This is a genomic window from Kutzneria sp. NPDC052558 (assembly GCF_044547355.1).
Classification (GTDB): Bacteria; Actinomycetota; Actinomycetes; order Mycobacteriales; family Pseudonocardiaceae; genus Kutzneria.
Map to the genome: position 1 here is coordinate 74,945 of NZ_JBIUAG010000005.1, position 12,540 is coordinate 87,484.

Consider the following 12,540-nt stretch of genomic DNA (forward strand, 5'->3'; position numbering starts at 1 on the left):
GCTCGCGGGGGCCGACTCAGTCTTCCGGCTGCCAGCGGTATTTCCGCAGGTTGACGCGCTGGCCGTCGGCCAGCACGCCCTCGGCCCGCAGCCGGGCCAGCTGCTCGTGGGCGATGTGCGGGGACGGCGTGCCGTTGGCCCGCAGGATCCGGTGCCACGGCAGGTCGTGGCCGTCCTCGGACAGCAGCGCCCCCACCATGCGCGGGCTGGGCGCGCCGACCATGGCCGCGATGTCGCCGTAGGTCGACACCCGGCCGGGCGGCACGTCCTTGATCGCTTCCCGCATCCGCTCGTGCAGCGCCTCGTCCATGCGGGCGATTATGCCCGCATGGACGAGGCTGGGCTCACAGGCCCGAGCACTGCCCGATCGCGCCGCCGCGCACGGTGTTCGGGGCGGCGATGTCGCTCGGCGCGGGCGTGTTCGCGGTGCAGCTCAACGCGCCGATGACCGCGACGCCGGCCACCACCGGCTGCCGCGCGCCGGTGTGGTTGCCGGACAACACAAGCGCGCCGTCCACGCGGCCGCCGACGATCGTCACGTCCTGCGTGACACCGGCGATGCTGGCCGCCCCGTGCACGGTGGTGTCGAGCAGTTCCACCGCGTTCGCGCCGGATGCGCTGACCCCGCCGGTGATCGTCGAGCTCGTGGCCACCAGCGAGGCCCCCGGCGACACCACGATCGCGCCGGTGACGTCGGCGTGGTCAAGGCAGGTGACGCCGTCGGTGACGGCCAGCGATCCGTTGTGCCGGCCGGTGATCGTGGTGGTGCAGGCCGGCGGGGCCGGCAGCAGGTTCACCTGGAAGCTCTTGGCCGCCCCGGTGTTGCCGGCCGCGTCCGTGGTGCGGTACTCGATGGTGTGCTGGCCGTAGCTGGGCGTCGGATCGTCCCAAGGGGACAGTCGTGGCCTGCCCAGCTTGCCGTAGACCAGATGGTCGATCTCGGTGCCGCTGGGCGTGAAGTGCCACGGTTTGGCCGAGTCGGTGGGCCAGCCGAAGTAGTTGAACCAGCCGTCGCCGTCGGTGCGGAACTCGCTGACCAGCGAGCCGGTCTTGTCGTCGGCGGCGGTCAGCAGCATGTCGAACGGTCCATTGTAGACGTACTCGGCGGTGCCGTCCGCCTTCTTGACCGTCAGCAGCGCTGACGACAGCTGGTACGAGGTGGACGGATCCGTGGCGTCCACCGTCCAGCTGCGGGACTTGCCGCCGACCGTGGCGGTCAGCGTGTGCGCCCCGGTCAGCTTGAGGGGCTTGAGGTCCACGTCGTTGGCCGTGGTGGCCAGCGCCTTGCCGTCCAGTGCCCACTTCACCGGCACGACCTGGTTGGCGGGGTGCGTGGTGTCGGCGAACACGACCTCGTCCGCGTTGATCGGACGGTCGGTCTCCGTGGTGTCGGCGAAGTCCACCGCCGTGGTCGACGGCGGCGTCTTGACCGTCGTGTCCACGGTCCAGGTGCGCGTGCCGGTCAGCGCCTGCTTGATCACCGGATCCCGCACGAAGTCGGTCGGGTCGGTGACGGTCGCGGTGAGCTTGTGCTTGCCCGCCTTGAGGTTCAGCGACCGCAGGTCCAGCTGCTGGCCGGTGGCCGACAGCGGCCTGCCGTCCAGGCTCCAGGCGATCGTGAGCTGGTGGCTGTTGGGGTGCATGGGTTCCGCGAACACCACCCGGTCCGCGCCGATCGGCTTCGCGGTGGGCGTGGCGTCCTGCACGATGCTGGTCTTGGCCGAGATCGACTTGACCATGTCCTCGCGGCCGACCTGGTCGTAGTAGTAGCCCAGGGTCTTCATGATGGAGTGCGCGCTGGGCCGCCACACGCCGCTGCTGCTGTAGATGCCCGACTCGTAGCGGCCGATCGTGCCGCCGGCCTCGCTCGGCTCGCCCAGCCAGCGCCACCACTTCTTCTGCTGCTGGACCATCTGCTGCTCGGTCAGCAGCGTGTGGTGCACCGAGTCCGGCTCGGGGCCGGTGTACGCGTCGCCGCGCACGCCCCGGGCGTAGTAGTCGTACTCGTCCTGGAGCCCGCCCAGCGAGTGCCCCAGCTCGTGCGGGGTGATCAGGGAGGACATCGCGTTGCCGCCGGAGGCGGTGGCGTAGGTGCCGCCGATGCCGCCGTACGTGGTGCTGTTGGCGACGCCCAGAATCTGCCGGTTGGCCGGGGTCGTGCCGGGCACCAGGTTGGCGTAGGCCGTGGCCGCGTCCTCGTCCATGTAGAGGCCGCGCTGCACGCCCTGCGGGTCGCAGCCCGACCAGAACTCCATGTGCAGCGGGGTGTTCCGCTTGGGCGAGGTGATGTCCGGGTCGCAGCTCACCCCGGACTCCGGCGACGGGATCTCCACCGAGTAGACGTTGATGTAGTTGCGGTAGGACTTGAACGGCTCGAAGGTGAACAGCACGTTCATGTGCTTGTCCACGTCCGCGCGGAACTTGGGTATGTCCGCGGTGGTGTAGCCGTCGCCGAGGATGACCAGGTTGAAGCGCTGCGCCGGGTCGCCGGTGATCCGGATCGGCACCACGGTCCCGGTCGGGGTGTCCGCCTGGGCGGTCACGGGTAACGGCAGGAGGGCCAGGGCCGACGCCACGCCGGCGATGAGGATTCGTCTCAACACCCGGCCGACGCTAGGAACCCGGTTGTGCCGCCACAAGGGGCCGATGGTCGCCTTGTTCTCCCGATACAGTGCTCGATCGTGCTGACTGCCGAGATGATCGCGGACGCCTGGACCCCGACGAGCACGGCGGTGTCGCCGGACGGCCGCTGGGTCGCCTACACACGACGGCAGATCGCGCGGCGGGACACAGAGGTGTGGGTGGCCGGGGTCGACACGCCGCCCCGCCGGCTGGCCGTGGGCAGCGATCCTCGGTGGGAGCCCGACTCGCAGTCGCTGTGCTACCTGGTCGACGGTGTCTCGTTGCACCGGATCACCTTGTCCGGCACGGACTCCACGCTGGTCACGTGGCCGGCCGGCATCGACGGTCACCTGCCGGTGGCCGACGCCGTGCTCTTCATCGCGGCCGACTCGCCGGCGCCGGAGATCGAGGTGCGGGGTGTTCCCCGGCCATCTCGGCTCCGGCTGCTGGACTCGTCGGGAATCCGTGTCCTGTACGGGGATCGGCACGTCGCCGAGATCACGCAGCAGCCGGGCGGCGGGCCGCTGGCCGTGCTGACCTGGTCCAGCCACGAGATCGATCCCGGGTTGCTCTCGCCGCAGTTGCATGTCGTCTCGTTGTCGGGGGAGGTGCGTGACCTGGGACCGGCGGTGGTCGGCGCGCATTCGCCGGTGTGGCGGCGGGTGGGGGACTGGCGGGTCGCCTACCTCGCACTGACCCCGCCGAGTCTCCAGTCCGGCGTTGCCGTGTACGACATGGTCGACGGCAACCTCACCGAGGGGATGCCGGCCTGCCCGGTCGAGCTCGTGCCGATGGGCGACGGGGATCCGCTGGTCGTGGTGGCCGAGGGGCTGGACACCGTGGTGCGGCGATTGTCCGGGGCGGAGGTGTCCCAGCACGTCGGCCTGGCCCGGGCCGTCAGCTTCGGCGGACGATCGATGGCGCTGATCGTCAGCACGGCTGATGATCAGCCGAACGTTCATTTCGACGGGGTGCGGGTCACCGACCTCCGACCCTGGAGCCGGGACGTCGAGTGGGGCACCCAGAGCCGGCTGTCCTACCAGGCCTCGGACGGCGTGGAGCTGGACGGCCTGCTCATCCTGCCGCCGTCGGGGGAGGGGCCGTTTCCGCTGGTCACCATCGTGCACGGTGGGCCTTACGACCGCTATGCCGACCAGTTCGCGCTCAACTGGGCCCCGTCCGGGCAGTGGTTCGCCCTCGCCGGCCACGCCGTCTTCCTGCCCAATCCCCGGGGCAGCCTGGGCCGTGGGCACGACTTCGCCACCTCCGTCAGCGGCGCCGTCGGGCAGGAGGAGTGGACCGACATCCTCACCGGCATCGACCTCCTCATCGCCGACGGCGTCGCCGATCCCGCCCGGCTCGGCATCTGCGGGTGGAGCCACGGCGGGTTCATGACCGCGTGGGCCATCGGGCACACCGACCGTTTCGCCGCTGCCGTCATGGGGGCCGGCGTCACCGACTGGGGCGGGCTCGTCGGCAGCGGCGAATGGGGCGTCTTCGAGGCCTCGCTGGGCGGCAGCACCGGCTGGGAGGGCGTTGGCCCGCACCGGCACGACGAACTCAGCCCCATCTCCTACGCCGCCAACGTCCGCACCCCCGTCCTCATCCTGCACGGCGCCGACGACACCAACGTGCCCCTCGCCCAGTCCGAGTACTTCCACCGCGCACTGCGGCACTACGGCGCCGAGCACGAATTCGTGATCTATCCGGGTGAGGGGCATTCGATCCAGGGGCGCGGCCACCAGATCGACCTGCTCCAGCGGATGCGGGCCTGGTTCGAGCACTGGCTGTAGGCGCACCTCCGCCCGCCCGCATCGGTGTGGCGGTGCGCTCGCGGCCGTCCCGGTTCGGCCGGCATACTGCCGGCATGGCCTACGACCGGGAGCTGGCCGATCGGATCCGCGAGCTGGTGGCGGCCGAGCGGGGCGTTGTCGAGCAGGCGATGTTCGGGGGATTGGCGTTTCTGGTCAACGGCAACATGTCGGTGGCGGCGAGCCGGCGGGGTGGGCTGCTGGTGCGGGTGGATCCCGATGAGGCGAGGCCGCTGATCGACGACGAGCTGGTGGCGCCGGCGGCGTTGGCGGGGCGGGAGAGGGACGGCTGGCTGACGGTGGCGGGCCCGGCGGTGGAGACGGACGAGGCGCTGGCCGAATGGGTGCGGCGCGGCGTGGGGTACGCCCGGTCACTGCCGGCGAAGAAGGGTCGCTGAGGGGTCGAGGCCGGTCAGCTCGACGCTGAGGTCCCAGACCCGGGCGGCCAGGGCGGTGTCGGCGAGGATGCCGCGGACGGGTTCGAGCCGGGGGCGGCCCCGCAGCCCGAACAGGCGCGGGCCCCAGAGCTGACCGCTGCGCACGGCGGGGTCCAGCACGCAGCGGACGGCCGGCCATGCGCCGGAATCCTTGCCCTGCAACAGAGGTAGGCGGAAGCCGGCGGGTCGGGTGTGCACGGGCGGGCGGGACGGGGTGAGGGAGTCGAGCGCGCCGCCGGGGTGGTTGACGACGCTGAACCCGCCGCGCCGGGCCAGTTCGAAGCCGAACAGCATCTGCGCGAGCTTGGACCGGGCGTAGGCCCGCTTGCCGTGGTGCTCGTGCTCGGGAAAGTCGGCTGACTTGGCGACGAAGCTGCCGGTGGTAACGACTCGGGCGTTACGGGCCAGGTGGGGTGCGAGCAGGGCGGTGAGGGCGAAGTGCCCCAGGTGGTTGACGGCGAACGTCCGCTCCTCCGGATCCGGGCCGTCCAGCACCATGCCGGCGTTGAGCACCACGGCGTCGAGCCCACGGGGCGCGAGCGCCTCGGCCGCCCCAAGATCAAGGGACCGAACCTCTCGTTCAGCGTCAGGAAGGGCCCCTTCACAACATCGGTTCTCGGCCGACTCAAGATCAAGGGACGGATCCTCTCGTTCAGCGTCAGTAAGGGGCCCTTCATGACGTTGGGGGGCGAGGCGGGAGACGGAGGCGGGGAGGGAGGGTAGGTCGGCCAGGTCGAGGGGGAGGTGGCTCAGCTTGGCCAGCGGATGCCGGGATCGGATGGCGGTCATCGCGTCGGCGGCCCGGTCGGCGGAGCGGCAGCCGAGGATCACGGTCGCGCCGGCGGCCGCGAGCTGTTCGGCGACGAAGTAGCCGATGCCGGCGTTGCCGCCGGTGACCAGCACGGTCCGGCCGGCGGCCGGCGGCGGGCGGTGCACGTCCCAGGAAGTCATAGCCATACCGTAATCAGAGTCGTTCTGAGTTTGCAATCGCTTCGAGCATGGGTACGGTAGGCGGCATGACCGCACCGGGCCGCCGCGAGCGGAAGAAGGCCGCCACTCGGAGAGCGCTCTCCGAGGCGGCGCTGGGGCTGTTCCTGGAACGCGGCTTCGACAAGGTCACGGTGGCGGAGATCGCCGAGGCCGCCGACACGGCGGTGTCGACCCTGTTCGCGCACTTCCCGGCGGGCAAGGAGGCGCTGATCCTCGGCGACGGCGCGGAGCGCGGCCGGGCGCTGGCCGCCGCGGTCCTGGACCGTCCACAAGGGACCTCGATCCTCCAGGCGCTCAAGGACTTTCTCGCCACCCGGGGCCCGTTCGAGGCCGAACCGGACCCGTACACGCGCCGGGTGACCGACCTGGTGGTGACCACGCCGGCCCTGCGCGCCTACGCCCGGTCGACCTGGACGGACAACGAGGAGTCGCTGGCCGGGGTGATCGCGGCGGAGACCGGCCGCGACGCCGGCGACCTGTCGCTACGGCTGTTGGCCCGGTACGTGCTGGAGATCCCCGACATCGCCGGCACCGCGCCGGACGCCCCGGCGGCGCTGGAGATCGCGTTCGAGCACCTCACCCGCGGCTGGCCGGACCTCTGACGTGGCGGCGGTGATCGTCGTCGGGGCGGGGCCGACGGGCCTGACGGCCGCGGCGCTGCTGGCCCGGCACGGCCTCGACTGCGTGGTGGTGGACCGCCGCCCGGCGCCGCATCCACAGCCCCGGGCCGTGCACCTGGACGACGAGGTGTGCCGGATCCTGGCCAGCATCGGCCTGGCCGACGAGTTCGCGGCGATCTCCCGGCCCGGTCGCGGTCTGCGGCTGCTCGACGCCGATCTGCGGGTGCTGGCCGAGTTCCGCCGGGACGCGGCCGCCGGCCGGCACGGCTGGCCCGAGGCCAACATGTTCGACCAGCCCGACCTGGAGCGGATCCTGCGTCGTAAGGTGACCGTGGCCGACGGCGTCGAGGTCACCGAGCTGACCCAACACGGTGATCACGTCCGCGTGAACGGCGAGCGCTTCGACTACGCCCTCGGCTGCGATGGCGCGAACAGCTTCGTGCGCGACGCGATCGGGGCCAGCATGCGCGATCTCGGCTTCGCCCAGCGGTGGCTGGTCGTGGACATCGACACCGATGAGGACCTGGGGCGGTGGGACGGTGTGCACCAGGTCTGCGACACCCGGCGCGCGGCCACGTTCATGCGGGTCGGGGAAACCCGCTACCGCTGGGAGTTCCGGCTCCAACGCCACGAGTCCGCCGCCGACTACCAGGATCTGGCGCGGATCCGCCCGCTGCTCGCAGCCTGGACCACGGTCGAGGAGCTCAGGTTGCGTCGGGTCGCCGAGTACACCTTCCGGGCCCAGGTCGCCGACAAGTGGCGTGACAACAGGGTTTTCCTGCTCGGCGACGCCGCCCACCTGACGCCGCCGTTCATCGGCCAGGGCCTCGGGGCCGGTCTGCGCGACGCGGCGAATCTCGCGTGGAAGCTCGCCTCGGTACACAGTGGACAGTTGCCGGCCTCGATCCTCGACACGTACCAGGTCGAGCGGCAACCCCATGTTCGGACGATGATCCGGCTGGCCAAGCTGCTCGGCGTGGCCATGACCGAGGGCGGCGAGATCGGCGACCTGCTGCGCAAGGTCCTGATGCCGCGCCTGCATCTGCTCCCGGGCTTGAGGAATCGAGTCCTCAGCAGCGAGACCCCGGCGCTGCGCCGGTCCGAGCTCGTGCTGCGGCCGCGATTGCGCCGGAGTCTGGCCGGCACGCTGTGTCCGGCCGGGAATCCCGACCGGATCACCACCGTCACCGCCGAGTCGAACCCCGAGCTCGCCGACTGGCTCCGCCGGGGCCGGGCCCGCGCCGCGGTCGTCCGCCCCGACGGGACCGTGCTCCGGACGATGACAACCGGGGGTTGACATCGACAACGGGGGGTTGTCATGCTGATGCCATGACTGATCCCCATCGTGAGACCTATGAGCGCATCAAGGAAGTCCGGGCCCAGGCCATCCATCACGCCCGCCTGGCCCAGGAGTTCGCCAAGCAACGCCGCGAGCTGATGCAGGGCCTGATCAGCCAGGGCGTCACCCAGTCCGACATCGCCCGCGAGCTCGGCGTCACCCGCCAGGCCATCCAGAAGATGCTGGCGGTCTGACTAGCTCAGGCGGTCCCGGACATCGGGCACGGCGTGGCTGAGGGTGTCGTGGTCGAGGGTGGCGCCGGTGACGTGCGGGAGGTGCACCAGCACGTCATAGGCGGCGATGGCGTCGACCTCGGTGTAGAAGACGCCGTATCGCTGCTCTTTTGCCGCGCGCACAACGGCCTCGTCGGCGGGGGAGAGGCGGCGGAGGTCCACGGCGAAGGGCGCGTCGCCGGGGCGGCTGGCGGCCAGGACGCCGTCGAGGCTGTCCGGCTTGGGCTCGTCAAGGTCGGCGAACATGACGCCGTCGTAGAACGTCGGAGTGTAGTTGAGGGTCTGCTCGCCGCCGGTGGTGGTGCCGACCACGCGGTAGTCATCGCCGAGCCGATCAGCCAGGTGTACGCCCATCGTCGCCATTGGACGGACACCCGGCAGCGCCGCGGGAACGCGTTGCACGTGGGCATTGTGCTCGACGAGCACGATCCGCTCCTCGCGGCGCAGGATCCATTCCACACTGTCGGCGATGGCGACCTCGCGAACCTCCATGCCGTTGGCCTGCTCGCCGCGGGCCATGCCGCGGGCGGTGCCGTCCAGTGCGATGGTGAGGTCCAGGGTCCGCAGCGCGCGTTCGTACGATTCGACGGAAGTCCTTCGCACGTAGTCGATTCGGCCCGAGGCCAGCCGCGCGCGCAGGTCGGCGAGGCCGGCGCTCAGGGTGTCCTTGTCGGTGCTGGTGGCGTAGGCGTTGAGCGTCACCAGCTGTGAGAAGGCCGAGGGGGCCGACAGCGAGACGGCGACCTCCCGGACCCGGGGATCGACCTTGAGTTCGGGGTCGGCCTCGGCGAGGTAGGCCAGCACGGGATCCAGGCCGGGCAGTGTGGAGGCGTTCGAGCCGGGCAGATCGGTGCCGTAGAAGCGAATGCGGTGCTCGCGCAGCCACTCCAGGTGTGTCCGCATCTCCGTCCACAGCCCCATCAGGCCGGTCACGCCGTTGGCCAGCACGTCGCCGAGCGCGCGGGAATCGTCGCCCTGGACCCAGTTGTCGACGTCCCAGCCCTCGATGAAGCCGGACTCCATCGCATACACGCGGAAGCCGTGCCGTTGCGCCAGATGGCGGAACAGTCGGTGTCGCAGCAGGTATTGCTCGCGGTTGTAGTGCGAGCTCTCGCCGATCGCGACCACCCGCGCGCCGGCGAGCGCCGCGTCCAGCCGGTCGAGGTCGTCCAGCGCGAACGTCGCCGCGGAGTCGAGCCTGCCCATCGTCGTCCCCCTCAGGTCTGCATTCCCAACTTTGGTAACGGTACCAGATGTGGGAACATGTCACCCGTGGACCAGCTCGACCTCCTCCTGCACCCGATCCGGCTGCGCATCGTGCACGCCCTGTCCGGCAACCGGGTCCGAACCACCTCCGACCTCTGCCGACAGCTGCCCGACGTGCCCAAGACCAGCCTGTACCGCCATGTCGGCCTGCTGGCCGACGGCGGCATCCTGGAGGTCGTCGACGAGCAGCGGGTGCACGGCGCGGTGGAGCGGCACTACCGGCTGCGGGCCGACGGCGCGGTGGTCGACCGGGAGACCGCGCTGGCCATGACGCTGGACGATCACCGGCGCGGCTTCACCGGTGCGATGGCGTCGCTGTTGGCGGAGTTCAACGCCTACCTCGACCGCGACGGCGCGAACCCGCCGGCCGACGCCGTCGGCTACAAACAGGGCGTGGTGTGGCTGAACGACGACGAGGCGCTGGAGCTGGCCGAGGAGATCGTCGCGTCGCTGCGCCGGCGCGCGGCCAACGGCCCCGGTGAGGGCCGCCGGCCACGCCTGCTGAGCCTGATCTCGTTCCCCACGCAGACGTAGGAAAGCGGGGCGCCGATGGGCGCCCCGCCGTGAATCTCTTGCCTGGTCAGCTGATCACGGTCCCGGGGCCCCAGAGGCCGTTGTGCCGCACGCGCTCCGTCAGCTGGTGGTTGTTGACGACCTCCTGCACGGCGTCGCCGTTCGGCCGCGCGGACAGCGCGACCGAGGTGGCGCCGGTGTTCTCGTTGAGCAGGTACGGACCGGTGGTGGCGCCGGCCGCCGTGTGGTTCAGCTCGTACACCCGGCCGTTCTGGTCGATCACGTCGATCAGCTGGTCGCCGTTGGTCTGGGTGGTGGTGGCCACGCTGGTCAGGCCGGCCAGCGGCGTGCTGATCACCGTCTTGGCGCCCCAGCCGTCGCTGGTCAGGGTCCGCTCGACCAGTTGGCCGCCCTGGATGCTCTCCTGGCGGATGTCGCCGTTGGGCAGCGTGGTCAGCGCGACGGCGGTGGTCGGGGTGGTGTCGAGCAGGAACGGGGCCACGGTGTCGCCGTTGGCCATCTCGCTCACCGTGTAGATGCCCTTGTCGGCCACGATGTTCACGACCACGCTGCCGTCCGACCGTGAGGTCGAGGCCAGCGCGTTGACGGTGCCGAGGCCGGTGCCCAGCGTCCGGTTGTCGGTCCAGACGTACGGCGCGGTGCTGGTCACCTGGTAGACGTTGCCGTTCTCGGCGAACTGGAGCACGAACGCGTCGTACGGGCGGGAGGTCAGGCTGACCGCGGTGGTCGGGGCCCCGACCCGCAGGCCCGGGCCGCTGATGCCGCCGCCGGCCGGCCGCGTGCGGTCGTAGATGAAGCCGTTGGTCTGAATGGTGTCCACGACCTGGTTGCCGAGAGCGTCGACCGCGGTGGCCACGGTCACGTTGTCCGGCGCCGACGTCGCGTCGGCGCTGGCCGGGCCGACCACTGTCAGCGCGACCGCCGCGGTGGCCGCGAGCGTCCCCGTCACGCGCATTACCTTGCTCATCTTGTCTGGTCCCCTCGTGTCGCCCCCGGTCCGGGGGTCGCTGGAACCAGATTCGGGGCAGCCACTGGGAGAAACCTTGTGGTTACCTTGAGCTCGAGCTCAAGGTCGGGCATGTCGGACACGTTGCCGTGGTGTCAACCGGCGGCGCCCCATGTCTACAAAGGACGGTTGGCTACCGGGTCGGCTCCCGGCGGACCAGCCGGGCGTCGAGGAGCAGGCGGATCAGCTGCCGGGCCTCGTCCTTGGCCAGGTCGGGCGCCTGGCGTAGGAGATCGGCGAGATCGAAGACCGTGCCGCTGGGCAGCCGGTCGATCCAGCCGCAGGCCGGCAGGTAGTCGCCGTTCATGTCGACGGTGGTGGTCCGGTTCTCCTTGCCGCCGTGGAAGGTCACGGCGACACGGGTGGTGTCCGCGCCGACTTCCTCGATGCCGAAGGAAACCTGGCCGGCGCGGGCGAAGCGGTCCCCGGGCTCGACCGGGTGCTCGTCGCGCACGGTCGGGTCGAGGTCGTGGAAGTCGAGGCGCGACACCGCGTCCCGCAACGTGGCCAGGTCGCCGTCGCTCAGCCGCGGATCGTAGGCCGACGCCCGCCAGAACGGGTCCCTGACCAGCTCGTTCTTCACGGCCGCGAGCGCGGCGTCGAGCCGGGTCGGCGGGGTGAGCAGCAGATGCAGGGACATCGAGTCCCGGTCCGAGACCGTCTCGTGCCAGTAGCCGCGCGGCACGTGCAGGACGGCCCCGGGGTCGAGGGTGAATTCGACGGCATCGTCCGGAATGCGCGCCGGCGGCTCGCCGTCGGCGTACTGCCGCACGGTGGGCGGCACGCGTTCGAGGGTCGCCCACGGCTCGTACGGGTCAGGAGCGAACGTGTTGGGCGCGATCCGCCAGGTCTTGCGGCCGCGCAGCTGGACCGTGACCAGGTCGATCGGGTCGAAGTGGGCCCGGGTGACGGCGCTCGGCCGGTTGCAGAACAGCTCGACCTTGGCCGCGTCGGCGGAAACGCCGAACAGCTCGGCCAATTCCCGCTCGTGCCCGGCGAACCCCTGGATCTGGCTGAGATAGATGGTCATGCCCGCGTCGAACAGCCGCCGCGCGCTGCCGGCCGGGACCTGGGCGGCGGTGTGCCGGCCGTCGAGCCGCTGGAACCAGGCGAACATCACGCAGTTGGTCAGGGCCAGCGCGTCGTCGGCCGACGCGACGCCGAGCGCCGCCATCGCATTGTCCGCGAGTTCCGGCCGCGGCGGCACGTAGAGCGGCCGCCGCCCCACGGTCGCCGGGCCGAACTCGGGCACGCCGACCGGCGCGAACCAGCCCTCCATGCCGAGCGCGGTCACTCAGTCCTCGCCTTTGGTGATCTGTCCATGGTGGACGTTGGACCGGGGCTTCTCGTCGCGCCCCACGGTGACGATGTGGATCACGTCGCCGCGCGGGGCGGACGCGGCGGCCGTCTCCACCGAGACGACCCGCAAGGTCTTGTCGGACATCTCAGGCGTTTCCTTCCCAGATCTTGCCGTGGTGCTTGCCGGGACCGCCCCAGATCACGCCGTGGTGCTCGCGGAGCTCCAACTCCGGGCCGAAGCCGTGGATGTGCGTGCGCGGCGCGGCGATCTGGGTGTCGGCCGAGGTGGTGGTCTCCACGGAGACGACCTGAAGTGTCCTGTCCGCCATGGCGTTGCCTTCCGTCCGGGGGCCGGTCCTCCATCGTGGCCGGGCCGAACCGGG

Annotated in this window: 14 protein-coding genes; 6 read left to right on the top strand and 8 right to left on the bottom strand. The window is 71.0% G+C overall.

Annotation, left to right across the window (positions count from 1 at the left end; genetic code table 11):
- Positions 1-16: 16 nt before the first annotated feature.
- Entirely contained in the window at positions 17-310 is a 294-nt protein-coding gene (locus tag ACIG5F_RS11285) for an MGMT family protein (protein ID WP_396517469.1), read from the bottom strand.
- Between the two features lie 34 nt (positions 311-344).
- Positions 345-2,603 carry a M64 family metallopeptidase gene (locus ACIG5F_RS11290; protein ID WP_396517470.1) on the bottom strand — a complete coding sequence of 753 codons (2,259 nt, stop codon included), beginning with the start codon at positions 2,601-2,603 and terminating at the stop codon, positions 345-347.
- Positions 2,604-2,681: 78 nt separating this feature from the next.
- Here ACIG5F_RS11290 and ACIG5F_RS11295 point away from each other — a divergent pair, with 78 nt between their 5' ends.
- Both ACIG5F_RS11295 and ACIG5F_RS11300 read left to right on the top strand, forming a co-directional pair.
- A complete protein-coding gene (locus tag ACIG5F_RS11295) occupies positions 2,682-4,415 on the top strand; it encodes a prolyl oligopeptidase family serine peptidase (protein WP_396517471.1) in 1,734 nt (577 codons plus the stop codon).
- A gap of 74 nt (positions 4,416-4,489) precedes the next feature.
- A complete protein-coding gene (locus ACIG5F_RS11300) occupies positions 4,490-4,831 on the top strand; it encodes a TfoX/Sxy family protein (RefSeq protein WP_396517472.1) in 342 nt (113 codons plus the stop codon).
- On the opposite strand, the gene ACIG5F_RS11305 is transcribed toward ACIG5F_RS11300, so the two are convergent.
- Entirely contained in the window at positions 4,805-5,821 is a 1,017-nt protein-coding gene (locus ACIG5F_RS11305) for an SDR family NAD(P)-dependent oxidoreductase (protein WP_396517473.1), read from the bottom strand. The two genes, ACIG5F_RS11300 and ACIG5F_RS11305, sit on opposite strands and share 27 nt — an antisense overlap.
- Before the next feature lie 65 nt (positions 5,822-5,886).
- Between ACIG5F_RS11305 and ACIG5F_RS11310 the strand changes: the two genes are divergently transcribed.
- Genes ACIG5F_RS11310 through ACIG5F_RS11320 form a run of 3 tightly spaced genes read left to right on the top strand, consistent with a single transcriptional unit; the run spans position 5,887 to position 8,013 of the window.
- Positions 5,887-6,462, top strand: a complete 576-nt coding sequence (locus tag ACIG5F_RS11310; RefSeq protein ID WP_396517474.1) for a TetR/AcrR family transcriptional regulator — start codon at positions 5,887-5,889, stop codon at positions 6,460-6,462.
- 1 nt (position 6,463) lies between these two features.
- A complete protein-coding gene (locus ACIG5F_RS11315) occupies positions 6,464-7,777 on the top strand; it encodes a bifunctional 3-(3-hydroxy-phenyl)propionate/3-hydroxycinnamic acid hydroxylase (protein WP_396517475.1) in 1,314 nt (437 codons plus the stop codon).
- A 32-nt stretch (positions 7,778-7,809) separates the two neighbouring features.
- On the top strand, positions 7,810-8,013 hold the full coding sequence (locus ACIG5F_RS11320) for a TrfB-related DNA-binding protein (RefSeq protein ID WP_396517476.1): 204 nt from the start codon (positions 7,810-7,812) through the stop codon (positions 8,011-8,013).
- Here the strand turns inward: ACIG5F_RS11320 and ACIG5F_RS11325 are convergent, their stop codons facing one another.
- Positions 8,014-9,258, bottom strand: a complete 1,245-nt coding sequence (locus ACIG5F_RS11325; RefSeq protein WP_396517477.1) for an erythromycin esterase family protein — start codon at positions 9,256-9,258, stop codon at positions 8,014-8,016. It abuts the gene before it with no gap.
- Between the two features lie 57 nt (positions 9,259-9,315).
- Between ACIG5F_RS11325 and ACIG5F_RS11330 the strand changes: the two genes are divergently transcribed.
- Entirely contained in the window at positions 9,316-9,852 is a 537-nt protein-coding gene (locus tag ACIG5F_RS11330) for a helix-turn-helix domain-containing protein (protein ID WP_396517478.1), read from the top strand.
- A gap of 46 nt (positions 9,853-9,898) precedes the next feature.
- On the opposite strand, the gene ACIG5F_RS11335 is transcribed toward ACIG5F_RS11330, so the two are convergent.
- The 4 genes from ACIG5F_RS11335 to ACIG5F_RS11350 all read right to left on the bottom strand — a co-directional run bounded on the left by ACIG5F_RS11335 (position 9,899) and on the right by ACIG5F_RS11350 (position 12,486).
- Positions 9,899-10,801, bottom strand: a complete 903-nt coding sequence (locus ACIG5F_RS11335; RefSeq protein ID WP_396517479.1) for a hypothetical protein — start codon at positions 10,799-10,801, stop codon at positions 9,899-9,901.
- 190 nt (positions 10,802-10,991) lie between these two features.
- The gene (locus ACIG5F_RS11340; protein ID WP_396517480.1) at positions 10,992-12,152 is read right to left on the bottom strand and encodes a JmjC domain-containing protein; all 1,161 of its coding nucleotides are present in this window, start codon (positions 12,150-12,152) and stop codon (positions 10,992-10,994) included.
- Positions 12,153-12,302 (bottom strand): hypothetical protein, encoded by a 150-nt coding sequence (locus ACIG5F_RS11345; RefSeq protein ID WP_396517481.1) that lies wholly within the window; start codon positions 12,300-12,302, stop codon positions 12,153-12,155.
- 1 nt (position 12,303) lies between these two features.
- Positions 12,304-12,486, bottom strand: coding sequence for a hypothetical protein (locus ACIG5F_RS11350; protein ID WP_396517482.1), 183 nt, complete (start codon positions 12,484-12,486; stop codon positions 12,304-12,306).
- Between the last annotated feature and the right edge of the window lie 54 nt (positions 12,487-12,540).